The sequence below is a fragment of the Anaerofustis stercorihominis genome, from assembly GCF_005844425.1.
GTDB classification, from domain to species: domain Bacteria; phylum Bacillota; class Clostridia; order Eubacteriales; family Anaerofustaceae; genus Anaerofustis; species Anaerofustis butyriciformans.
The window spans coordinates 1-24065 of sequence record NZ_SPHL01000031.1; the positions used below are offsets into that span (position 1 = coordinate 1).

The window sequence follows — 24065 nt, forward strand, 5'->3', positions numbered from 1 at the left end:
TAATCGTAATGTAACGTATAATTATAAAAATAATGATTATTATACTATAGAAGATGAAAAATATTATGAGTCATCATATAAATGTAGCGGTATGGTAAAAAATAAAGGAGTATTAACATTAAAAGATAGAGAATATACTCTTACAAGTGAACCTGTAAAATATTATTATTATATTTATATAGAAAATGGAGAAAAGTATTTAGAACTTACGGATTATTACAATGGTCAAATGTTTACAGGAACGTATTTATTTAGATTTGTTCAATAATTTTATTTTTAATTATAAAAGTGTTTTGGAGGAAAAATATGAATAATAAAACCAAAGTGTATAGAATGCATTTAAATCCAGACTTTAATTGTAACCTTGGACAAGATGATGTTATAAAATTTTGTAAAGAGAAAGGCATAATAGGTGTAGGTTGGGAAGATATAAAGGTACATAAAGATTATAAAGATGAAACAATTTTGAAAGAAGTATGTGACAATTCTAAATACACAAATAAACCATTTAACTCCTTAAAAATATTAAGTAAAATCAATGCTGGAGATATGATTTGGACTAAAGACAAAGAAAATAATGTGTATTATTTATGCATCGTTACAAAAACATGGTTTGAAACTAGCCCCGATATTTACTATGAAGATATGGATATAAAAAATTTTGTATGCTGTAACTGGAATAAAATTGATAAAAGAAATATTCCAGAAAATATATTAAGAAGTTTTAAAGCGCAGCAGACTATATTACAAGTATAGAAAAAAGCGGTATATAACCGCTTTTATTTTTTTATTTCTCTAATTATTTTGCATGGATTTCCACCGGCAATAACATCACTTGGGATATCTTTATTAACAACGCTTCCTGCTCCAATTATAGAATTTTCTCCAATTGTTACACCAGGAAGAATTATAACATTTCCTCCTATCCATACATTATCTTCTATATTTACTTCCTTTGCATAACAATATCCAGCTTTTCTTTTTTCAGGATGCTCGTTATGACCTACGGTATATATGGAAACATTTGGAGCAATTCTTACATAGTTTCCTATGTTTACTTTTGCCTGTGCCAGAATTGTGCAGTTATGGTTTATAAAGGAATGTTTTCCGATTTTTATATGGTTGCCATAATCACAAGTGAAAGGAGGAAGTATATCAACGCTTTTGTCTATTTCTCCAAAAAGTTTTTTTAATATTTCTTTTCTTTTATCAATGTCAACTGTGTTACATCTATTGTATTCATCCATAAGTTTTTTATTTTCAAGTAACATTTGAAAAAGAGATGAATCTTCTATATATTCTTCTCCTATAATCATTTTTTCGTATTCACTTACGTTTCCACTCATCTATTTGTCCTCTGTTAAATTTTTTATGACTTTACATGGATTCCCTGCTGCAATAACATTTCTTGGAATATCTTTGTTGACAACACTTCCTGCTCCAATTATGGAATTTTCTCCTATGGTAACACCAGGCAGTACTGCACTGTTCCCTCCAATCCAAACGTTATCTTCAATAGTTATTGTCTTAGCAAATTCATAACCTTCTTTTCTTTTTATAGGCTCTTTTACGTGATTTACAGTGTATATTCCAACATTAGGAGCAATTCTTACATTTTTTCCTATTATGACTTTTGCTTCATCTAAAATAACACAATTGTGATTTATAAAAGTCCCTTCATCAATAGATATGTGTTTTCCATAGTCACAATTGAAAGGTGAATAAATAAATACATTTTCTCCCTTAAACCCTAATATTTTATTTAAAAGTTCTATTCTTTTATTCATATTTTTTAGGGAAGTAAGATTATATTCTTCAACTAAAGCTTTGTTTTTTATTATTTTCTCTATTAGGTCATTTGATGGTTTGTAATCATAACCTTGAAGCATTCTTTCTTCATTTGTTAAATTAATATTAATTTCTTTATCCATTGTTATTTAAAATTTCCATAGAAGTTTTAAAATGCATTTTACATACATTTTTTAATTCTTCTTTCCCGTATTTGTTTATAAATTCCTTTCCTTTTTCTATAACTATCATGTTAGCCCCAAGGGGAAACTCAAAGTTGTAGTGCTTATTCATATTTTCAGTACTTTTTATTAAAGCATCTCTTGCTAGAATACTGGCAGCAGCAACAGCAATATTCTGCTCTGCTTTTGGTTTAAAAATAATTTCTTTCAAATTAAGTTCTTTTAGGCCTGCTTTTATTTGTTCTTCTCTCCCGAATTTATCAACTAAAAGTTTTTCAAAAGGATGTTTTTTATATACGTTTTTTATGTTTGTTACATGAGCCCATGCAAGTATAGCATTTATATTTCCTATTTTTGAATATAATTCGTTATATTTATTTTGTTTAATTCTTAAAATGGAATAATTACTTGTGACTTGTTTTATTTCTTTTGCCAGTTTTGTTATTTGAATATCACTTAAATCTTTCGAGTCTTTTACTCCAAGTTCTTTTAAAATATTGTATTGATTTTCATTTAAGTAAATACTTCCTACAATAATTGGTGCATAGAAATCTCCTTTCCCAACTTCGTCGCTTCCTGTTAAAGGTGGAGCAAGTATTGGATATGGAGTTTTTATATTTGTCACATTAAAATTAGGGGAACTGGTATTGTTCCCCTTAAATTGCTCGTATATATTGTTTAGTGTAATATTTAGTTGTTCATCTTTGCTTTGAGATGTATCTAAAGTAATTCCCTTTTTTTTACTGGAATAAATTCTTATAATATTTTCATTTATTCTAAATTGTATTCCATAAGCAATCTTTTTTTCTTCAGATACATTATCTTCTTTTAATATTTCTTTTATTAAAAGGTATAAATCTTTAGGTGTCTTGTTCATTATGCCTCCCTATATGGGTTTTACGAAAATCATTCTTCCTGCGGCTGTTTGAAGTACACTTGTTACAACAGTATGAATTTCTTCACCTATTCTGTTTCTTCCTTCTTCTACCACTATCATTGTTCCGTCTTCCAAATAAGCAATGCCTTGAGAATTTTCTTTTCCTTCTTTGATTACTCTTACATAAAGTTCTTCTCCAGGTAAAACGACAGTTTTTACTGCATTTGAAAGTTCATTGGTGTTTAAAACTTCAACACCTTGGAATTCTGCGATTTTATTTAAGTTGTAATCATTTGTTACTACTTTTGCATCTATATCAATGGCAAGTTTTAATAACTTTGTATCAACTTCGCTTATATCAGGGTAATCTTTATCAAGATTTACGACTTCTATTGGAAGTTCTTTTTGTATCTGATTAAGAATATCAAGACCTCTTCTTCCTCTGCTTCTTTTTACGCTATCTGCTGAATCGGCAATTTGTTGTAGTTCATACAATACAAAGTTTGGAAGTATTATCGGACCGTCTATAAAGCCTGTTTTTAGAATATCCAAAATTCTTCCGTCAATTATTACGCTTGTATCTAAAATTTTGGCTACTCCTATTGGAACTTTTGGATGTTTTTTGCTTTGTTTTGTTCTGGCATTTTCATTCAAGAAAGGATTAAGTCCTTTAAAGAACTTCTCTACATCCGGAGCTTTGTATGTAGCTATTGAAATAAATACATATATACATATCGCATATATAATTATAGTTATAAGACTTGCAATCCATCCCGGAAGCCCCATGTTTTGAAATGGAAGAGATAAAAGCGCAGCAAGTATAAGGGCCAAAATCAATGAACCGATTAACATACCTATTTGTGTAAGTGTAGTATTGTTAAGTTCTATACTTACTTGGTCAAAGATACGTTTAAATAGTTTTGCGAAAAAAGGAATAAAAATAATAAATATAAAACCGAATAAAATAGCTGCAAAAACATAAATCATACCTTTCCCAAATGCAGAGGTTATGTTAATTCCAAGTTTTTGATACAAATGTCCGCCGTTAATAATCCAATTAGCAAGTTGTGAACCTACAATTGCACCAAGAACAAAAATAATGGCATATAATGCTTTTTTCATTTGTTGTCACCTCCTTATTAAATTTTAAAATATCACAAGGTACAATACCTTAATATAATTGTATAAGAAATATATGTAAAAGTAAATATGAATTTTCTTAAAGTTATCTTAAAAATATAAAAAAAGAATGTGATTTTGTAAGTAAAAGAAAGTTTATATATAAAAAAACAAATAAAAGAGTAATATTTATGTGTTTTTTATGTAATGTTTGTTTTCACAGATTTCATTCCATACGCATAAACCACATATATCTTTCCTTTTCCCGGGAAATATTATTTTGTTTAGCACTTTCTCTTTTAAATCTTTATAATCAAATTCATATTCTATATTATTTATCTCACATAAGGATAGTACTTTTTTGTCGAAAATTGAAACTTTTTTGTTATCTAAGCAAATATTATTTTTGTTGTTTGGACATTTTTTGCAAATTTTATCAGTGCAGAGTGTTAGTTTGATTTTAGTATTATGAGATAAATTATTAATTATATTTTGCATGTTTAGAGTAAACTCTTTATTGTATCCTTTTCCTTCAAAGAAAAGGATACAAAGTAAATGGTGGGGACGTAAATTAATCATTTTTTATCCTCGGTTTTATAATTTTACTTACACCGTAAGCAAGAGCAATTTTAATAATATCAGGAATAACAAAGGGGACAACGCACATTGCAAGTATAGCCGGTATGGTTATTGCTCCTGTATTAGATGTATATAAGAAATAAAACCATAATGTTCCAAGAGCATAACATATTATTAAAGAGATAAATGAAAATAATATTAATAGTATTGTATTTTTATTGTATAGTTTCTCGGTTAGCATCATGAAAATTGGAATAATAAGAAATCCTATTATATACCCACCTGTATTTCCCATCAGTATTCCTATTCCGGCAGTGAATCCTGAAAACACAGGAATGCCTATAATTCCAAGCATTATGTATACTCCGACTGCGACTATGCACATTTTTGCTCCAAGAATAAAAAGTATAAAATATATGGCAAATGTCTGCATGGTAAAAGGTATGGACGTTGGTATTGATATCCAAGCTGAAATTGCAATAAATACAGAACACAGTGCTGCCAAAACCAAATCTTTTGTCTTCATAATAGTATATTCTCCTTTTGCTAATATTATTTATGCCTTATTTATGAAGGCAAATTTATAATAATATACAAAAAAAGAAAGTGTCAACTAATATTTATATATAGGTTGACACTTTCTTCTATTTATTGAATAAATGGAAAATAGTTTGTTTTAAACTGCTTACTTTTATTATTTCCATTCCAAGAGTTTCTATCTGCTCATTTTCCGAAGTGTATTTGGGAATAATCGCCTTCGTAAATCCCATGGATCTTGCATCCTTTATTCTTTTATAAATATTATTTACGTTCCTTATTTCTCCGCAAAGCCCAACTTCTCCGATTATTATTGTGTCTTTTGGGATTTCTTTTTTTAATATTGATGATATTACCGCACAGGCAACTGCCAAGTCACTTGCGGTTTCTTTTACTTTTATGCCTCCTACAATATTTAAGTAAACATCTGTTTGAAAAAGTTTTACGTTTGTCATTTTTTCTATTACAGCCAAAATAAGTACAAACCTACTGTAATCAAAGCCGGTTGAAACTCTTCTTGGAACTTGAAAAGAGGACTGCATTGCAAGTGCTTGTATTTCTACTAACATGCTCCTGTTTCCTTCCATTAATGCGCAAATCACACTTCCGTAACTTCTGCTTTCCATCTGACTTAATAATAATTTTGAAGGGTTATTCACACACTCAAGACCTTTACTTGTCATCTCAAATACGCCTATTTCCTCGCTTGAACCAAATCTGTTTTTGCTAAGTCTTAATATTCTAAGGTCGCTGTTTGCTTCATTTTCAAAATACATTACAGTATCTACCATATGTTCTATTGTCTTAGGCCCTGCTATTGTTCCTTGTTTTGTAATATGTCCTACAAGAAATATGCTTGTATTTGTAGCTTTTGCAAAATTCATTAATGTGTTTGTACATTCTCTAACTTGTGTTATTGTTCCCGGTGCACTTGGTATGTTTTCGCTTTTTACTGTCTGTATGGAATCTATTATAAGTAAGTCTATTTTGTTTTCTTTTGCGCTTTCAATTATCTGCTCTATATTCGTATTGGAAAGAACAAGAATGTTCCCTCCTTTAAGCCCCAGTCTGTCAAGTCTTAATTTTAACTGGGTTAAGCTTTCTTCGCTTGAAGCATAAAGAACTTTTTTGTCTTCAAGGGATACATTATATGCACTCTGCATAAGAAGGGTAGATTTCCCTATTCCCGGTTGCCCTCCTACAAGAACTATGCTTGAAGGAACTATCCCTCCTCCAAGTACTCTATCCAGTTCTGATATTTTTGTAGAAAAACGTATTTCTTCATTTGTGTCAATATCATTTAAGTTTGTAATTTTGGGTGTGAATATATTTTGTTTATGGTTTACTATTTCAAGTTCTTTTTTTGAAAATTCGCTGAATGTGTTCCATGCTCCGCAGTCAGGACACTTTCCCCAGTATTTAGCACTTTCATATCCACATTCGCTGCATACAAAAATTTTTTTATCTTTAGCCAAATTTCTATCCTCTTTACTTAAATATTTGTATAAAATTATAACATAATGCCTCTAAGTTTTCATAAATATTTGGTTACTAAAATATTATATTTAAAAAATAAAATTAATAGTAACAAAGAAGTATTATTTGTGATAAAATGAAAAAAAGATAATTTGGCAGAAAAGAGCTGTAAAAAAGGGTAAAAATTGGAAAATATTTAATAATTTTTTGTGCTTGCCCTTGACTTATATATACTCTTTTGCTAAAATATTAAATTACTGAAAATACAAAACAAGCCTAAAATTTGTGTTGATTTTATGCAGTTTAGGACGGAGGAAATAACAGCAAATTGATTAAATCTTTTATTTGAAAATAAGATAATTTTGCTGTGTTTTTCATGTTTAAAAATAAGGAGAGTGGTACAGTGATTCATCCAGAGAAAATTGGTAGAAGAGAAAGAATGAGTTTTTCTAAAATCAAAGATGTAATGGAAATGCCAAACCTTATTTCTATTCAAACCGATTCTTATAAATGGTTTATAGAAGAAGGTTTAAGAGAAGCATTTTTAGATGTCTTTCCAATTACAGATCCAAGTGAAAATTTAATACTTGAGTTTGTAGATTATATTTTAGATGACGATCCAAAATATGATGTTGAAGAATGTAAAGAAAGAAAAACAAATTACTCTGCTTCTTTGAAAGTTAAAGTAAGATTAGTTGTTAAAGAAGACGGTGAAATTAAAGACGTAAGAGAACAGCATGTATTCATGGCAGATTTCCCTCTTATGACAAAAACAGGTACATTTATTATAAATGGTGCCGAAAGAGTTATCGTAAGCCAACTTATCCGTTCCCCTGGAGCATATTTCTCAATTGAAAGAGATAAGTATGGTAAAGAATTATATAATGGTCAAATCATACCTAACAGAGGTGCTTGGTTAGAGTATGAAACAGATGCAAGTGATTGCTTATATGCAAGAGTAGACAGAACAAAGAAAGTTCCTATCACTGTTCTTATTAGAGCTCTTGGTCTTGGAAGCAATGAAGAAATAATAAATTATTTCGGTGAAGAAAAAAGACTTATGACTACATTTGAAAAGGATACTTCTACAAATGTGGAAGAAGGTCTTATTGAAATATACAAAAAATTAAGACCTGGCGAACCTGAAAGTGTAGACTCAGCAAAAGGTCTGTTCATTCCGATGTTCTTTGATCAAAGAAGATACGACTTAATGATGGTTGGTAGATTTAAGCTAAATAAAAAATTAGCTCTTGCCACAAGAATTACTGGACAATATGCATTCAAAGACATAGTTAATCCTATGACAGGTGAAATACTTGTAAACAAAGATGAAATTATAGACGAACAAACTGCATGGGATATCCAAAACTGCGGTATTAACACAGTTGAAGTAAAAGTTAGCGATGATAAAGGATTTAAAATTATCGGTAACGGTACTGTTGACATAAATAAATATGGTTTACCTTTTGATGTAAGCGATTTGGGTATTGACGAAAGAGTAAACTTAAAAGTCTTAAATGAAATACTTGAACAAGATATTTCAAACGAAGAAAAGAAAGAACAAATTAAACTTAGAAAGAATGAACTTTTACCAAAACATATCACTGTTGAAGATATTTATGCTTCAATCAGTTATAACTTAGGTCTTGACCATGGTATTGGAACATTAGACGATATTGACCACTTAGGTAACAGAAGAATTCGTTCAGTAGGTGAATTATTACAAAATCAATTTAGAATTGGTTTATCAAGACTTGAAAGAACAGTTAAAGAAAGAATGATTTCTTTTGACCCTGAAGAAGTAACCCCATCAAGCCTTGTTAACGTAAAACCAGTAAATGCTGCGTTAAAAGAATTCTTTGGTTCTTCTCAGCTTTCACAATTTATGGACCAAACAAACCCTCTTGGAGAACTTACTCATAAGAGAAGATATTCTGCACTTGGTCCTGGCGGTTTATCAAGAGATAGAGCCGGATTCGAAGTTAGGGACGTTCATCATTCTCACTACGGAAGAGTTTGTCCTATTGAAACTCCTGAAGGTCCAAACATCGGTCTTATCGGTTCTCTTGCAACATATTCAAGAGTTAATAAATATGGATTTATCGAAACTCCATACAGAAAAGTTATAAATGGTAGAGTTGTTGGTGATATTGAATATATTCCTGCTGATGAAGAAGGTAAATACACAATAGCTCAAGCTAACGAACCTTTACTTGAAGATGGTACTTTTGAACATAAGAAAGTAACAGGTAGAGCAGGCGTTGAAAGGGATTTCGTAACAGTAGAAAAAGAAAAAGTTGATTATATGGATATTTCTCCAAAACAAATCGTTTCTGTTGCTACAAGTATGATTCCTTTCCTTGAAAATGACGATGCCAACAGAGCCTTAATGGGTGCCAACATGCAACGTCAGGCAGTACCTTTATTAAAACCTCAAGCGCCAATGGTTGGAACAGGTATGGAACACAGAGCCGCAAAAGACAGCGGGGTATGTGTAGTAAGTGAAGTTAGCGGTGTTGTAAAAAGAGTTACTGCTACCGAAATCATCATTACTGATGACGAAACAAAACAAAACGTAAAATATAAATTACTTAAATATAAAAGAACTAACCAAAATACATGTATAAATCAAATCCCTATTGTTAAACTTGGGGACAGAGTTGAAAAAGGTGAAGTTATTGCCGATGGTCCATCAACTGAAAATGGAGATTTAGCTCTTGGTAGAAACATTCTTATCGGATTTATGACATGGGAAGGTTATAACTACGAAGATGCTATCATAATAAATGAAAAACTTGTTAAGGAAGATGCTCTTACTTCAATCCATATTGAAGAATTTGACTGTGAAGCAAAAGAAACAAAACTTGGAAGTGAAGAAATAACAAGAGATATTCCAAATGTAGGCGAAGAAGCTCTTAAAAACCTTGATGAAAGAGGGGTTATAAGAATCGGTGCCGAAGTTAAATCAGATGATATTTTAGTTGGTAAAGTTACTCCAAAAGGAGAAAGCGACCCAACAGCAGAAGAAAAACTTCTTCGTGCAATTTTTGGTGAAAAAGCCAGAGAAGTAAGAGATACTTCACTAAAAGTTCCTCACGGGGAAAAAGGTGTAGTAATCGACGTTAAAGTTTATACAAAAGAAAACGGTGATGAACTAAAACCTAACGTAAATAAACTTGTAAGAGTTTACATTGCAATTAAGAGAAAAATCCAAGTAGGGGATAAAATGGCGGGACGTCATGGTAACAAAGGGGTAATCAGTAGGGTTGTTCCTGAAGAAGATATGCCATTCTTACCAGACGGTACACCACTTGAAATACTTCTATCTCCAATGGGGGTACCTTCTCGTATGAACATTGGGCAGGTACTTGAAGTTCATCTTGGAAGAGCTTGTAAAGAGCTTGGATGGGATATTGCAACTCCTGTATTTGACGGTGCAAAAGAAGAAGATATTATGGAACTTCTTGAACAAGTTGGATGTTCTCCAGACGGAAAAGTTCAACTTTATGACGGAAGAACAGGGGAACCTTTTGATAACAAAGTAACCGTTGGTTACATGTATATGTTAAGATTACATCATATCGTTGATGAAAAGATGCACGCCAGAGCAACAGGTCCTTACTCACTTGTAACACAACAACCACTTGGCGGTAAAGCTCAAATGGGTGGACAAAGATTTGGTGAAATGGAAGTTTGGGCTCTTGAAGCTTACGGTGCTGCTCATACATTACAAGAAATTTTAACTGTTAAGAGTGATGACGTTTCAGGTAGGGTTAAAACATATGAAGCTATTATCAAGGGTGAAAACATCCCAAGAGCAGGTGTTCCTGAATCATTCAAAGTTCTTATTAAAGAGTTCCAAAGCTTGTGCTTAGATGTAAATGTTCTTGGAGAAAGAAACGAAATCATTGACATCAGAGATGATGCAAACGGTGATGTTGTTGAAGATTTAGATCAAGTAGAAGAAAATGCAGATAAACCTGTAAGCGAACTTGATGATATGGAAGTTTTAGATGATGAAATTGTATTTGATGATGACGAAGGTGAAGATCTTATTTCAGATAATTCTGAAATAAGAAGTGAAGATTTGGATTTCCTTGAAAGTAATATTTTAAGTTCTGACGGTGATGATGCCGAAGATGAAGAATTTCTATAAAATTTAAGGTTACTTTAGGAAAATATAAATGGAGGTACATTCCTTGAAAGAATTTAATGATGTAAATATAGATAAAAAAGAAAATACAAATATGGGCGAAATTGATTTTAAATCAATTCAAATTGGTTTAGCATCAAAAGAAAAAATTCTTGAATGGTCATATGGTGAAGTAAAAAAACCTGAAACTATCAACTACAGAACATCAAAACCTGAAAAAGACGGACTTTTCTGCGAAAAGATTTTCGGACCTACAAAAGATTATGAATGTTATTGTGGTAAATATAAACAAATAAGATATAAAGGCGTTATTTGTGACAGATGTGGTGTTGAACTTACAAAATCAAAAGTAAGAAGAGAAAGAATGGGGCATATAGCATTAGCTGCCCCTGTAACTCACATTTGGTATTTCAAAGGTATTCCAAGTAGAATTGGTTTACTTCTTGAAATGTCACCAAAAGAACTTGAAAGAATTATTTATTTTGCTGCTTATGTAGTAACAGATCCGGGTAATACTCCTTTAGATGAAAAAACAGTTTTAACTGAAACTGAATATAAAGAATACAGAGAAATATACGGAAACGAATTTACTGCAAAAATTGGTGCAGAAGCAATTCAAGATTTACTGGGACAAGTGGATCTTGAAAAAGAAAGCAAAGAATTAAAACAAATAATCGCAACAGAAACAACAAGACAAAAAAGAAGCAAAGCAATTAAGAAATTAAAAATCGTTGAAGACTTTAAAAACTCAGACAACGACCCTAGAGATATGGTACTTGAAGTTATTCCTGTTATTCCTCCTGAACTTAGACCTATGGTTATGCTTGACGGCGGAAGATATGCTACAAGTGACTTAAACGACTTATACAGAAGAGTTATAAACAGAAATAACAGACTTAAAAGACTTCTTGAACTTAATGCTCCTGACATTATCGTTCAAAATGAAAAGAGAATGCTTCAAGAAGCTGTTGATGCATTAATTGATAACGGCAGAAGAGGCAGACCTGTAACAGGACCTGGAAACAGACCACTTCGTTCTCTTTCTGATATGCTTAAGGGTAAACAAGGTAGATTTAGACAAAACTTACTTGGTAAGAGGGTTGACTACTCTGGACGTTCTGTTATCGTAGTAGGACCTGAACTTAAGATGTATCAATGTGGTCTTCCAAAAGAAATGGCAATTGAATTATTCAAACCATTTATAATGAGAGAACTTGTAAAGAGAAAACATTCTTTAAATATTAAATCAGCTAAGAGAATGGTTGAAAGACAAAGCCCTGAAGTTTGGGATGTTCTTGATGATGTAATTAAGGATCATCCGGTTTTACTAAACCGTGCCCCTACACTTCATAGACTTGGTATTCAAGCATTTGAACCAATTTTGGTTGAAGGTAGAGCCATAAAACTTCATCCTCTTGTTTGTACAGCTTTCAATGCTGACTTCGATGGGGACCAAATGGCTGTTCACGTTCCTTTAAGTGTTGAAGCTCAAGCTGAAGCAAGATTCTTAATGCTTGCTGCTTACAATATCTTAAAACCTCAAGATGGTTCTCCTGTTGTTTCACCTACACAGGATATGATTCTTGGTTCATATTACTTAACAATTCCTCAAGATAATCAAAAAGGTGCAGGAAAAGCTTTTGCTTCAATTGCAGAACTTGAAATGGCTTACTATAATAAGGAAGTTGAAATTCACGCTCCTGTTAAAGTAAGAATGAAAAAAGTAATTGATGGAAAAGAACATGTTAAAGTAGTTGAATCAACTGTTGGTAGATTCTTGTTTAACCAAATTATTCCTCAAGATTTAGGATTTGTTACAAGACAAACTCCGGCAGATATGTTTAAACTTGAAATTGATAAAGTAGTAGATAAAAAAGTTTTATCTGAAATAGTATATAAATGTTTCACAAGACATGGTGCTGCAAAAACATCAATGGTTCTTGATGACATTAAGAAAATAGGTTTCACTTATTCTACAAAAGCTGCCGTAACAGTAAGTATTTCTGATATGGAAGTTCCTGAAGTTAAACATGAACTTCTTGAACAAGCTGACGAAAAAGTAGAAAAAGTTCTTAAACAGTATAAGAGAGGTATGATTACCGAAGCCGAAAGAAAAAGAGAAGTTATTGATATTTGGAATGAAACTACAAACCTTGTAACAAATGCGTTACTTGATAACCTTGACCCATTCAACCCAATCAACATGATGGCTGACTCAGGTGCCAGAGGTAGTAGAAACCAAATCAGACAGCTTGCCGGAATGAGAGGTCTTATGGCATCTCCTAACGGGGATATCATCGAACTTCCTATACGTTCAAACTTCCGTGAAGGTCTTGACGTACTTGAATTCTTTATCTCTTCTCATGGTGCGAGAAAAGGTCTTGCGGATACGGCTCTTAGAACAGCCGACTCTGGTTATTTGACAAGAAGACTTGTTGATGTAAGTCAAGATCAAATAATTAAAGAAGAAGACTGTGGAACAAAACATGGTTATGAAGTTACTGCTATTAAAGTAGGTAATGATATAATCGAAGAATTAGAAGAAAGAATAACAGGAAGATATGCTTTCGACGATGTTGTAAATCCAAATACGGGAGAAGTTATTGTTGCTAAAAATGAACTTATTACAGCAACAAAAGCAAAAGAAATCGTTGATTGTGGTATTGAAAAAGTAAATATCAGAGCGGTATTTAACTGTAGAAGTAAAATAGGTGTTTGTGCTAAATGTTACGGGGTTGATTTAACAAGCATGAAACCTGTAAGTATAGGTGAAGCTGTTGGTACAATCGCAGCGCAATCTATCGGGGAGCCTGGTACACAGCTTACAATGCGTACATTCCATACAGGTGGGGTTGCTTCAGCTGAAGATATTACTCAAGGTCTTCCAAGAATCGAAGAATTATTTGAAGCAAGAAGACCAAAAGGTCAAGCTATCATTTCTGATATTGACGGTGTTATCGAAATTACCGAAGAAGACGGACACAGCAAAGTTATCGTTATGAATAACGATAACGGAGAAGTATTCGAATATGATATTCCATATGGTGCAAGAGTTAAAGTAAGACAAGGGGATAAAATAGAAGCCGGTGATGAAATTACAGAAGGTAGTATTTACCCTGAAGACTTATTAAGAATCAAAGGAATTGACGGAGTACAAAAATATATTTTAACAGAAGTACAAAAAGTATATAGATATCAAGGGGTTCATATTTCAGATAAGCACGTTGAAATCATAATAAGACAAATGCTTAGAAAATATGAAGTTGAAGATGCAGGAGAAACAGAATTACTTCCTGGTACAAGCGTTGACTTATTTGAATTTGACTCTGCAAATGAAAAAGCAAGAGAAGAAGGAAAACGAGAAGCAACAGGAAGAAGAAAACTTCTTGGTATTACAAAAGCATCACTTTCTACTTCATCATTCTTATCTGCAGCGTCATTCCAAGAAACAACAAAAGTTCTTACAGATGCAGCTATTCAAGGAAAAGTGGATCCGTTACTTGGACTTAAAGAAAATATTATCCTTGGTAAATTAATTCCTGCAGGTACAGGTATTAAAAAATATGAACTTGAGCTTGTTAAAAATAAAGATGATGATGATGATTTGTTAAAAGATATATTAAATGAATTAAATGAAGATTCTGATAATGACTTAACTACAGGCGGTGAAGATTTAACAATTCACAGCATTGATGAAGATGATGATTTTGATGCTAATGTTACTTCAGATTTTGATTTAGATAACAATGATACAATATAAAAAATAATTAAAATCTACGGCTTTTAATAAGCCGTAGATTTTAGTACATATATAAAAGCAGTTAAGAAGAGGAGTAAAAGTAATGTCTAAAATAGGATTGTTAGGATGCGGAACCGTTGGAACCGGGGTATATGAAATAATCAATGAAAAAAAAGGGAACTTCTTCGAACAAGACGACTATACAATTAAAAAGATTTTAGTCAGAGATACATCTAAAGAAAGAGAAGGTATTCCAAGCGAGCTTTTGACAAGTAATCCGGATGATATTTTAGAAGATGATGAAATATCTTTAATAGTTGCGGTTATGGGTAGTTATGAACAAGAATATCCTGCAATTAAAAAAGCTTTAATGAAGAAAAAAGATGTTGTTACCGCAAATAAAGAAATTATATCAAAACACATGGAAGAACTTCTAAATCTTTCAAAAGAAAACGGAGTTACATTGCTTTTTGAAGCAAGTGTAGGCGGAGGAATCCCTATTATTGAATCTATAATAGATACAATAAAAATAAATAAAATAAACAAAGTTCAAGGTATATTAAACGGAACAACAAATTTTATTTTATCTAAAATGACAAAAGATGAAATGGACTTTGATGAAGTATTAAAAATAGCTCAAGATATGGGGTTTGCCGAAGCAGATCCGACAGCTGATGTTGACGGTTTTGATATTTCGAGAAAACTTACTATTCTTTCATCTTTATGTTACGGTGCATATATAGACAACGATGATGTATGCACAAGAAGTGTAAGAAACATAAGTTTATCTGATATAAAAACTGCCGATGAACTGGGATATGTTTTTAAATATATGGCTGAAAGCGAATTATATGATGATAATACATTTGGAGCAACAGTAACTCCTGTATTAATCGGTAAGAATTCTGTTACAAGTAATGTAAATGATGAATATAACGTTATAAATATAAACGGTAATATAATCGGACAGCTTTCTTTCCTTGGAAGGGGTGCCGGTAAAGAAGCAACTGCTAATGCCGTTGTTGCTGATGTAATAAAGGTTCTAACAAAATCTGTACATGATTATACACATTTAAAATTTGAAAATAAATATAACAGTTGCGGTATAGAAAGATATAAAAATAAATTCTATTTAAGAGTTTCCGTGGAAAATGAAACAGAATTTTCAAGAGCTATTGATATAGTGTATAGAAATATAAACAACATTAATCTATCTTATGAAGACGGAAAAATATTCTTGGTTACGGAAGAAATAACAGGAGAATTTATGAGTACGTTGTGTGATAGATTATCCCATGTTACTGAAGATGTATTTTATGCTAGAATAATCGATGATATATTATAGGAGGAGAATTAAATATGAGAAAAGATGATAGCATTATAAAAGCAATTACAGTTGATGAAGACATCGCAAAAATATCTGTAATGGAAGTTCCTGATAAACCGGGTATTGCATTTAATTTATTTAGTAATATTGCCAATGAAGGAATTAAAATCGAAAGTATTACTCAAAATGTAAACAGAAGCCAAGTAAATGATATTACTTTTACGGTTCCAACAGATGAATTTGAAAAAGCCTTTAAAATAACAAGTGATTTCGCAATTGAAGTTGGTGCTACAAAAGTATTATATGATAAAGGAGTTGCAAAATTATCAGTTATAGGTTCCGGTATGGTTGCAAGTACTCAAGTAGCCAGCAGAGTTTTTAAAGCGTTATATGAAAAAGGCGTAAATATTCAAATGATTTCTACAAGCGAAGTAAAAATTTCTTGTGTAATAGAAAAAGATAAAGCAAAAGAAGCTTTAAAACAAATTTATAAAGAATTTGAAGTTGAATAAAAAAAGACCTTAAAGGTCTTTTTTTATTGAAGTATATATGCTTCCATTGTTCTTCTTCCAAATGCCAAAGCGGCTGAGTGAGAGTCGAAATAAATATCAATTCTACCTGAACTTATAGCTCCGCCTCTGTCTTCTACTACGTATACTCCTCCGTTAGAGTTACCTGAAAGAGCAGGGAAGTATACTTTTGTTCCAAATGGTAATCCGCTCCATGCGGCGATTGTTCTTCCTGCTGTTGCACGTGTTCCACTTGCTGTAATTCCCGTAGATACATCGCAGCACTTTGCACATGCACAGTAAGCTGTAACTTCAACCGTAATTTTTTGATTATATTTTACCGGTGCGCTTCCGCCATTTTCAGCTATAAGTATGGTATCATCGGAATCTTTTGCAACTTCTACGATTTTGTTTTGAACTTTTGTTTCAACTGTTTTTGTTAAATTTTTTGTCTTTACAACTTCACCTTTAGAATTTGTTGTAACAACACTTATGTAATTAATTTTACCATTTTTACCTTTTTGAACAACTTTTTCATCTTCGCCGTCCAAAGTGTCTACTTCTTTATATATTGTTTTATATTTAACTTTTTCTGTTTTGTTTACAAGTTTTTGGTTTTCATCTAAAACTGCATAAACGGAAGTGTTATCATGCACAATACTTGAAACTTTTTTACCATCTGATACTTCAAATCCGGCTTGTTCTATAATGGCATTTTCATTTATAAGCCCTGTATCTACTTTAACAATTTCGCTTCCGTCTGTTACAAGAACTTTTGATGCTGTTGTGATTTTTATTACATCATTGTCCTTTAAATTTGCATCAAGAGATTTAGAAATTGTATCGGTGCTTGAAGGGGTAATTTTTGCAATGCTTAAAGCATCTGCCGTTGTAAGAGAACCGATTTGTTTAACCGTAACCGGATCGTCATCATCAACTATTATACTAACAGTCATTGTCGACATACTAATAAGAATTGCGCTTACACCTATCATTGCGGTAATAAAGAAACATATGCATAAAGGAATAAGTTTTTTGTTTAAGTAGGCTTTTATTTTTCTTTTGTGTTTACTTTCATTAACAAAATCTTTTTGCTCATCAAGCTTGTCTAAATGATCTAAAGCCTCGATGACATCCATATTCTCTTCTTCAATTAATTTCTTTGCCTTTAAAGTATCGTCGTCTATTTCCTCAAGGGAGTCTTTTATTAAATTAGTTTCTTCAGAATTTATTGTAGTATTATTTTCATTGGCTTTATTATTACTTTCCTGTACTACGTTAATTTCTTCTTTATGATTTTTGCTGTTTTCTTGTATTAAATTAAGTTCTTCTTTATCTTCATTTAATACTTCTTCAGTTTTATCTTCCTTTGTAACTTTACTAACAATATTATCATTTGATGTAATTGTACTTTTTAAATCTTGAAGATTAAATTCTTCCGTTTCAAAGTTTTCTTCTTTTGTTTGAAGATTGTCTTCTAAAATAGAGGTTTCTTCATTAAAAATATCTTCTTTTGTATTTTCCAAGTTTGAAGATGTGTTTGAAACTTCATTAATAAATTCTTCTTCGTTAAAATCTTCTAAAGCTAAATTAACATCTTTATCAAGGTCAATATTTTCTTTGTAGTTATTTTCAGAATTTAAATCATCTAAAGTTAATGTCAATTTGTCATCTAAGGAAGATTCATTTTTAATTTTATTTTTTTTCAATTTAACTTTGTTTTTCGGTTGTTTGATTTTATCAATCTTATCCAAAAAATTATCTTTAAATTTACTCATATTTAATCAATCCTTCTAAAGATTTTTTGTATATCAAATATACATTAATTGTAGGCTTTTGTCAAATTTTAAAGCATTTTAGGGGATTGTAAATTCTACCACCACTATATTATGTGGTATATATATTTGTGGTTTTATAAATAAATATTTTTTTATTTATAAAAATTTAATTATATTTGAATGAATAAATATTGTAGCTAAACAAAAAATAAAAAATAAAACCATATTTATCAATATAAGTAAAATTTTACTGATTATTTTTGATTAAAAATGATTAAAAATGATTGACAATAAACAAAAGTGGTGATATTATACGCTTATAAAAAGGAAGTGATAATATGCTGACAGAAAAAAGATATGAAAAAATTTTAGAAATTTTAGAAGAAAAAGGCATTGTTACAGTAAAAGAAATTACTGAAAGATTAAATTCTTCTGATGCAACAACAAGAAGAGATTTTAATGCTTTAGATAAAATGGGGAAACTTAAAAAAGTTCATGGTGGTGCAACAAAAATAACAAGTAGCAGATTTGTTATTGAAGAAGAGCCTATAAGTCAAAAGGAAAACATAAACAAGGAAGAAAAAGACACTGTTGGTAAATTTGCCGCATCTTTAATTGAAGAAAATGATTTTGTATATATTGATGCAGGAACTTCAACAGGAGAAATGATTAAGCACATAAGTGCAAAAAACGTTACGTTTGTTACAAACGGTCTTTATCATGCTTTAAATTTATCAAAGCTTGGTTACAAAGTTTTTATATTAGCAGGTGAAACAAGAGAAATGACAGGATCTGTAGTTGGGAGTGAATCTGTAAAAAGCATACAAAAATACAACTTTACAAAAGGCTTTTTTGGAACAAACGGTATTGATTTAAATGCCGGATATACAACATATAAAGAAAGTGAAGGGCTTATAAAAGAAGCTGCTATAAAAAAATGTAAAGATGCATTTATTTTAACAGACAGCTCAAAATTTAATAAAATTGCCCCAATTACTTTTTCAAGTTTAGATAAAGCAACAATTATTACTTCTAATTCCGTTGATGAATTATTTATGGAAAAAACAAAAATAATGGAGGCAAAATAATGATATATACAGTTACATTTAATCCTGCGCTTGATTATGTAATGATTATAGACGAATTCAAAAGCGGTAATGTAAACAGATGTGAAAATGAATTTTTAAATCCAGGGGGAAAAGGAATAAATGTTTCTACCATGTTAAGCGAACTTGGTGAAGAAAATGTTGCCCTTGGTTTTATTGCAGGATTTACAGGCAGGGAACTTGTAAATAAATTAAATGAAAGAAATATTAAAACAAACTTCATAGAGTTAAAAGAAGGTTTAACAAGAATAAACGTAAAAATAAAAGGAAATATTGAAAGCGAAATAAACGCAAAAGGTCCTAATATTGACAAAGAAGATTTGCAAAAACTTTTAAATCAAATAGATACGTTAAAAGATAACGATATCTTGGTTTTGGCAGGAAGTATTCCTTCATCTATAGATGATGATATATATGAACAAATTATGAAAAGACTAAGTGAAAAGAATGTTCATGTAGTTGTAGATGCAACAAAGGATTTACTTAAAAATGTACTAAAATATAAACCGTTTCTAATTAAACCTAATCATCATGAATTGGCAGAATTCTTTGATGTTAAGATAAATTCTGATGAAGAAATTGTGGAATATGCAAAGAAACTTCAAGAAATGGGTGCTGAAAACGTGCTTGTATCAATGGCTGCAGACGGCGCAATCCTTGTTACCAAGGAAAATGAAGTTATCAAAACAAATACTCCAAAAGGAAAGGTAGTAAATTCCGTAGGGGCTGGAGATTCCATGGTTGCAGGATTTATTTATGGGTATTTAAAAAATAAAGATTATAAGGAAGCTTTAAGATTCGGAAGTGCAGCAGGAAGTGCAAGTGCATTTTCAGAATCAATAGCTACAAAAGAAAAAGTAGAAGAATTATTAAAGGAGCTTTAGAGGGAAAATGAAGATTATTGATTTATTAAAAAAAGAAGGTATTGCCCTTAACCCTGAAGTTAAAGATAAACAAGAAGCAATAGATTTTCTTGTTGATTTAATGGATAAAACAGGCAATATATCAGACAAAGAAGAATACAAAAAAGGTGTTCTTGCAAGAGAAGCGCAAGGAACAACAGGAATCGGGGAAGGGGTAGCAATTCCTCACTCAAAAAATAAAGCCGTAAAACAAGCAGGCTTAAGTGCAATGGTAATAAAAGACGGCTTAAACTTTGAGTCTTTAGACGGACAAGATGCTTATTTATTCTTTATGATTGCAGCACCTGATACAGATGCTAACGTTCATTTGGAAGTATTAAGCAGACTTTCTACATTATTAATGGATGAAAATTTCAGACAAAGTTTAATTAATGCAAAAGATAAAGATGAATTCTTAGCAATGATTGATAAAGCTGAAAAAGAAAAATTCAAAGAAGAAGCTGAAGAAGAAGCTCAAAGTAACGATGGTTACTATGATGTACTTGCCGTAACAGCTTGTCCAACAGGTATTGCTCATACTTACATGGCTGCTGAAGCACTTGAAAAACAAGCCGAAAAAATGGGCATTAAAGTAAAAGTTGAAACTAACGGCTCAGGCGGAGTTAAACATAAACTTACAAGTGAAGAAATAGAACATGCAAAATGTATTATCGTTGCTGCCGACAAACAAGTTGAAATGGCAAGATTTAACGGTAAAAAAGTTATTCAAACAAAAGTTGCAAACGGAATTAATAAAGCAGAAGAACTTTTAACAAATGCTATGAACGGAAATGCTCCTGTTTATGAACATAGCGGAGAAGTAAAAGTTGAAAGTGAAGAAAAAGAAAGTATCGGTAGACAAATTTATAAACACCTTATGAATGGTGTATCTCATATGCTTCCTTTCGTTATTGGTGGTGGTATTCTAATTGCTCTTGCATTCTTATTTGATGATGCAAGTCTTGGTGCTGATACATTCGGAACAAACACTCCATTTGCAGCATTCTTAAAAACAATAGGTGATACAGCATTTGGATTTATGCTTCCTATATTAGCAGGTTTCATCGCTATGAGTATTGCAGATAGACCTGGACTTGTTACAGGTTTCGTTGGTGGTGCTCTTGCAAATGCTGGTGGTTCAGGCTTCCTTGGAGCTTTACTTGCCGGATTTATTGCAGGATATTTGATGATATTCCTTAAAAAAGTATTCTCAAAACTTCCTCATAGTTTAGAAGGAATGAAACCTGTACTTATTTATCCACTACTTGGTGTATTATTAATCGGTGCTATCATTACTTTTGTAGTAAATCCTCCTGTATCTTTACTAAATACAGCAATGACAAACGGATTAAATGCAATGGGTGAATCTTCAAAAGTAATTTTAGGTGTAATTCTTGGTGCAATGATGTCAATCGATATGGGTGGTCCTTTCAATAAGGCTGCATATGTATTCGGTACAGCATCTCTTACAACAGGAAGTTATGATATTATGGCGGCAGTTATGATTGGTGGTATGGTACCTCCTCTTGCAATAGCTCTTTGTGCAACTTTCTTTAAAAATAGATTCCCTAAAGAACAGAGAAGTTCTGCTCTTACAAACTATGTAATGGGACTTTCATTTATTACTGAAGGTGCTATACCATTTGCAGCTGCGGATCCACTTAGAGTAATTCCATCATGTGCTATTGGTGCTGGTGTTGCAGGCGGTTTATCAATGTTATTTAACTGTACACTTCGTGCTCCTCACGGTGGATTCTGGGTAATTGCCATAATTGGAAATCCTTTATATTATATACTTGCGTTAGCAATAGGGTCTTTTGTGGGAATGGCTTTACTTGCTATACTAAAAAAACCTGTTCATGATAAATAAAACCTAAATATAAAAAAGCTCGGTATATGCCGAGCTTTTTTATTATAATAAAGTTAATTATAAAATCGGTAAAATTCTTTTATATAAAGCAATGCGTTTATCATCAATATCCATATCTTCATGAAAATGACCAAAATAATGTTTTTTATATTCACAAGTTTTTTCAATTTTTTCAAGATATTTATTTAATTTGTATTCGTCTTTTAAACCTTTCTTAAAGATGTTTTTATTTATTGAGTAAGGTGCGGTGTGGCTTATTATGTAGTCTATTTTATAATTATGTAACTTTAAATTCTTTAAACCTTCTTCATATTCTTTTTTATTTGGCATTTCTTCAGCCCACCAAGTTCTGCCATTTTCTCGCATTGATTTATCTATGGAGTTTCCGCCTCCAAAAGTAAAGAATTTTTTATCTTCTATTGTATAAACTTGTCCTCTCATTAAATGGATTATACTTGGTTTTATAAATTGAACGTTGCCTCCCATCCATTTTGTAACTTTATATCTTTTCAGTAAATCAAAATTTTCATGATTTCCGTCTACCCATAGTGTAGTAAAATTTTTATTTTCAAGTTTGTTAAGATAAAAATTATCTCCTCTTCCATTTCCCCAAATTCCCCCAAAGTCTCCGCATATTATTAAATAATCATTTTTTGTCATATCTCTTTGTTCTGGGAAATACTTTTCTTCCAGTTTTTTTATATCAAGGGGAATATGGGTGTCTCCTGTAACGTATATCATATTTATACCTCATTTAATCGTAAATATATAAATCCTTTCAATTATTTATGGTTATCTTTTGTTATAAATGCTATAATAACAAATTGGATATAAATGTATTTAATGGAAAGGACATATTTAATGAATATATTATCAAAATTATCTAATAAAAACAAAGGAGTTATGTTTATTATTTTATCTTCCTTTTGCTTTGCTGCAATGAACGTTTTTGTAAGAATGGCAGGAGATCTGCCTTTCATTCAAAAGAGTTTTTTTAGAAATTTTATAGCATTTTTTATAGCTTTATTTTTACTTCGCAAAAGCGGGATAAAATTTGAAATGCCAAAAGGGTCTAGGTTAGATTTAGTTCTAAGAGCTACATTTGGAACCATAGGAATTTTTTGCAATTACTATGCAATAGACCATATGCTTGTAAGTGATGCATCAATGCTTAATAAACTTTCACCTTTCTTTGTAATAATATTTTCTTATTTTATTTTAAACGAAAGAATTAAGCCATTTCAAGCATTATGTGTATTAATTGCATTTGTAGGAGCTCTTTTTGTAATTAAACCTGGATTTACGGGAATGCCTGTTTTCCCTGCTTTAATAGGTACAATGGGAGGGATGTGTGCAGGTATTGCTTATACATATGTAAGAAAGCTTGGAACTCAAGGTGTTAAAGGACCTTTTATAGTTTTCTTCTTTTCTGCTTTTTCATGTCTTGTATCTCTTCCTTATTTAATATTTGAATTTACTCCAATGAGTGTATATCAAATATTTATTTTACTATTGACAGGGCTTGCAGCCTCAGGAGGGCAGTTTTTTATAACGGCAGCATATACTTATGCACCTGCGGGAGAAATCTCAATATATGACTACTCACAAATTATTTTTGCTACGTTCTTGTCCTTTGTTTTTTTAGGACAAATTCCGGATATGTTAAGCGTAGTTGGATATGTAATAATATGTATTGCATCAATAATAATGTTTTTATATAACAATAATAAAATAATGTTAAAGGAGAAATAAAATGGATTTACCAAAAGACCCAATAATACTTTTAAGTTTTATAAATACAAAATTAAGAGATTTTTATCCAAATTTGCATGAGCTTTGTATGGATTTATCAGTAGATGAAGAAGAAATAATAAATAAACTTTCAAGTGTAGGGTATGAATATAATAAAGAAAGAAATTGTTTTGAATAATTAAAAGCCAAACTATTTAGTTTGGCTTTTAATTATATAATTTAAGTAATAATAAAATGGAACTTACAAAAACCATTAAAATGGTAGCAAGGACTATTATTATTTTATCTGCTGTTTCTTTTTTTAATATTTTTGTAAATATATTATAAAATACTACACCAAGTAATCCTCCTAGTATATTTAGTATAATATC

Annotated in this window: 20 protein-coding genes; 11 read left to right on the plus strand and 9 right to left on the minus strand. The window is 31.2% G+C overall.

The features are described from left to right. On the plus strand, positions 1-268 hold a 268-nt coding region (locus FGQ49_RS10390), incomplete at its 5' end, for a hypothetical protein (protein ID WP_171020644.1). Positions 269-306: 38 nt separating this feature from the next. After that, a complete protein-coding gene (locus tag FGQ49_RS08010; RefSeq protein WP_138269346.1) occupies positions 307-756 on the plus strand; it encodes a hypothetical protein in 450 nt (149 codons plus the stop codon). A 23-nt stretch (positions 757-779) separates the two neighbouring features. Here FGQ49_RS08010 and FGQ49_RS08015 read toward each other — a convergent pair whose 3' ends face one another. The 7 genes from FGQ49_RS08015 to radA form a co-directional block, all read right to left on the minus strand. Then, complete coding sequence (locus tag FGQ49_RS08015) at positions 780-1346, minus strand: sugar O-acetyltransferase (protein ID WP_138269347.1); 567 nt, start codon at positions 1344-1346, stop codon at positions 780-782. After that, a complete protein-coding gene (locus tag FGQ49_RS08020) occupies positions 1347-1931 on the minus strand; it encodes a sugar O-acetyltransferase (protein ID WP_138269348.1) in 585 nt (194 codons plus the stop codon). Continuing rightward, entirely contained in the window at positions 1924-2847 is a 924-nt protein-coding gene (rnhC, locus tag FGQ49_RS08025) for a ribonuclease HIII (RefSeq protein WP_138269349.1), read from the minus strand. The genes FGQ49_RS08020 and rnhC overlap by 8 nt, the downstream gene beginning before the upstream one ends. A gap of 9 nt (positions 2848-2856) precedes the next feature. Further along, on the minus strand, positions 2857-3969 hold the full coding sequence (locus FGQ49_RS08030) for a PIN/TRAM domain-containing protein (RefSeq protein ID WP_138269350.1): 1113 nt from the start codon (positions 3967-3969) through the stop codon (positions 2857-2859). A gap of 186 nt (positions 3970-4155) precedes the next feature. Further along, the gene (locus FGQ49_RS08035) at positions 4156-4545 is read right to left on the minus strand and encodes a DUF1284 domain-containing protein (protein WP_138269351.1); all 390 of its coding nucleotides are present in this window, start codon (positions 4543-4545) and stop codon (positions 4156-4158) included. Further along, positions 4538-5071 (minus strand): biotin transporter BioY, encoded by a 534-nt coding sequence (locus FGQ49_RS08040; RefSeq protein WP_138269352.1) that lies wholly within the window; start codon positions 5069-5071, stop codon positions 4538-4540. The genes FGQ49_RS08035 and FGQ49_RS08040 overlap by 8 nt, the downstream gene beginning before the upstream one ends. Positions 5072-5189: 118 nt before the next feature. Further along, a complete protein-coding gene (gene radA / locus FGQ49_RS08045) occupies positions 5190-6557 on the minus strand; it encodes a DNA repair protein RadA (RefSeq protein WP_207734431.1) in 1368 nt (455 codons plus the stop codon). A gap of 404 nt (positions 6558-6961) precedes the next feature. Between radA and FGQ49_RS08050 the strand changes: the two genes are divergently transcribed. The 4 genes from FGQ49_RS08050 to FGQ49_RS08065 all read left to right on the plus strand — a co-directional run bounded on the left by FGQ49_RS08050 (position 6962) and on the right by FGQ49_RS08065 (position 16289). Further along, positions 6962-10714 (plus strand): DNA-directed RNA polymerase subunit beta, encoded by a 3753-nt coding sequence (locus FGQ49_RS08050; protein WP_138269354.1) that lies wholly within the window; start codon positions 6962-6964, stop codon positions 10712-10714. 91 nt (positions 10715-10805) lie between these two features. Beyond that, positions 10806-14471 carry a DNA-directed RNA polymerase subunit beta' gene (gene rpoC / locus FGQ49_RS08055; RefSeq protein WP_138269364.1) on the plus strand — a complete coding sequence of 1222 codons (3666 nt, stop codon included), beginning with the start codon at positions 10806-10808 and terminating at the stop codon, positions 14469-14471. 82 nt (positions 14472-14553) lie between these two features. Continuing rightward, positions 14554-15795, plus strand: a complete 1242-nt coding sequence (locus FGQ49_RS08060; RefSeq protein WP_138269355.1) for a homoserine dehydrogenase — start codon at positions 14554-14556, stop codon at positions 15793-15795. Between the two features lie 14 nt (positions 15796-15809). Further along, entirely contained in the window at positions 15810-16289 is a 480-nt protein-coding gene (locus FGQ49_RS08065) for an ACT domain-containing protein (protein ID WP_138269356.1), read from the plus strand. A gap of 23 nt (positions 16290-16312) precedes the next feature. On the opposite strand, the gene FGQ49_RS08070 is transcribed toward FGQ49_RS08065, so the two are convergent. Then, complete coding sequence (locus FGQ49_RS08070; RefSeq protein ID WP_138269357.1) at positions 16313-18064, minus strand: 3D domain-containing protein; 1752 nt, start codon at positions 18062-18064, stop codon at positions 16313-16315. Positions 18065-18402: 338 nt separating this feature from the next. Between FGQ49_RS08070 and FGQ49_RS08075 the strand changes: the two genes are divergently transcribed. From FGQ49_RS08075 to FGQ49_RS08085, 3 genes are read left to right on the plus strand one after another with little or no spacing between them, the layout of a single operon-like run. Then, positions 18403-19152 carry a DeoR/GlpR family DNA-binding transcription regulator gene (locus FGQ49_RS08075; RefSeq protein ID WP_138269358.1) on the plus strand — a complete coding sequence of 250 codons (750 nt, stop codon included), beginning with the start codon at positions 18403-18405 and terminating at the stop codon, positions 19150-19152. Next, positions 19152-20054, plus strand: a complete 903-nt coding sequence (gene pfkB / locus FGQ49_RS08080) for a 1-phosphofructokinase (RefSeq protein ID WP_138269359.1) — start codon at positions 19152-19154, stop codon at positions 20052-20054. Before FGQ49_RS08075 ends, pfkB begins: the two co-directional genes overlap by 1 nt. A 7-nt stretch (positions 20055-20061) precedes the next feature. Continuing rightward, positions 20062-21942: a PTS fructose transporter subunit IIABC gene (locus FGQ49_RS08085; RefSeq protein WP_138269360.1), complete on the plus strand. Its 1881-nt coding sequence runs from the start codon at positions 20062-20064 to the stop codon at positions 21940-21942. A gap of 57 nt (positions 21943-21999) precedes the next feature. On the opposite strand, the gene FGQ49_RS08090 is transcribed toward FGQ49_RS08085, so the two are convergent. Then, positions 22000-22683 (minus strand): metallophosphoesterase family protein, encoded by a 684-nt coding sequence (locus FGQ49_RS08090; protein WP_138269361.1) that lies wholly within the window; start codon positions 22681-22683, stop codon positions 22000-22002. A 120-nt stretch (positions 22684-22803) separates the two neighbouring features. Here FGQ49_RS08090 and FGQ49_RS08095 point away from each other — a divergent pair, with 120 nt between their 5' ends. Both FGQ49_RS08095 and FGQ49_RS08100 read left to right on the plus strand, forming a co-directional pair. Next, positions 22804-23694: a DMT family transporter gene (locus tag FGQ49_RS08095; RefSeq protein ID WP_138269362.1), complete on the plus strand. Its 891-nt coding sequence runs from the start codon at positions 22804-22806 to the stop codon at positions 23692-23694. Position 23695: 1 nt separating this feature from the next. Beyond that, positions 23696-23872, plus strand: coding sequence for a DUF4250 domain-containing protein (locus tag FGQ49_RS08100; RefSeq protein WP_138269363.1), 177 nt, complete (start codon positions 23696-23698; stop codon positions 23870-23872). Positions 23873-24065 lie beyond the last annotated feature (193 nt).

Bases quoted from the DNA above. Each gene is read 5' to 3' on its own strand.
- rpoC (WP_138269364.1), top strand. From the start codon at position 10,806: ATGGGCGAAATTGATTTTAAATCAATTCAAATTGGTTTAGCATCAAAA.
- FGQ49_RS08060 (WP_138269355.1), top strand. From the start codon at position 14,554: ATGTCTAAAATAGGATTGTTAGGATGCGGAACCGTTGGAACCGGGGTA.
- FGQ49_RS08090 (WP_138269361.1), bottom strand. From the start codon at position 22,683: ATGATATACGTTACAGGAGACACCCATATTCCCCTTGATATAAAAAAA.
- FGQ49_RS08075 (WP_138269358.1), top strand. From the start codon at position 18,403: ATGCTGACAGAAAAAAGATATGAAAAAATTTTAGAAATTTTAGAAGAA.
- FGQ49_RS08020 (WP_138269348.1), bottom strand. From the start codon at position 1,931: ATGGATAAAGAAATTAATATTAATTTAACAAATGAAGAAAGAATGCTT.
- FGQ49_RS08040 (WP_138269352.1), bottom strand. From the start codon at position 5,071: ATGAAGACAAAAGATTTGGTTTTGGCAGCACTGTGTTCTGTATTTATT.
- FGQ49_RS08015 (WP_138269347.1), bottom strand. From the start codon at position 1,346: ATGAGTGGAAACGTAAGTGAATACGAAAAAATGATTATAGGAGAAGAA.
- FGQ49_RS08100 (WP_138269363.1), top strand. From the start codon at position 23,696: ATGGATTTACCAAAAGACCCAATAATACTTTTAAGTTTTATAAATACA.
- FGQ49_RS08065 (WP_138269356.1), top strand. From the start codon at position 15,810: ATGAGAAAAGATGATAGCATTATAAAAGCAATTACAGTTGATGAAGAC.
- FGQ49_RS08030 (WP_138269350.1), bottom strand. From the start codon at position 3,969: ATGAAAAAAGCATTATATGCCATTATTTTTGTTCTTGGTGCAATTGTA.
- FGQ49_RS08010 (WP_138269346.1), top strand. From the start codon at position 307: ATGAATAATAAAACCAAAGTGTATAGAATGCATTTAAATCCAGACTTT.
- FGQ49_RS08070 (WP_138269357.1), bottom strand. From the start codon at position 18,064: ATGAGTAAATTTAAAGATAATTTTTTGGATAAGATTGATAAAATCAAA.
- FGQ49_RS08035 (WP_138269351.1), bottom strand. From the start codon at position 4,545: ATGATTAATTTACGTCCCCACCATTTACTTTGTATCCTTTTCTTTGAA.
- FGQ49_RS08085 (WP_138269360.1), top strand. From the start codon at position 20,062: ATGAAGATTATTGATTTATTAAAAAAAGAAGGTATTGCCCTTAACCCT.
- FGQ49_RS08095 (WP_138269362.1), top strand. From the start codon at position 22,804: ATGAATATATTATCAAAATTATCTAATAAAAACAAAGGAGTTATGTTT.
- rnhC (WP_138269349.1), bottom strand. From the start codon at position 2,847: ATGAACAAGACACCTAAAGATTTATACCTTTTAATAAAAGAAATATTA.
- pfkB (WP_138269359.1), top strand. From the start codon at position 19,152: ATGATATATACAGTTACATTTAATCCTGCGCTTGATTATGTAATGATT.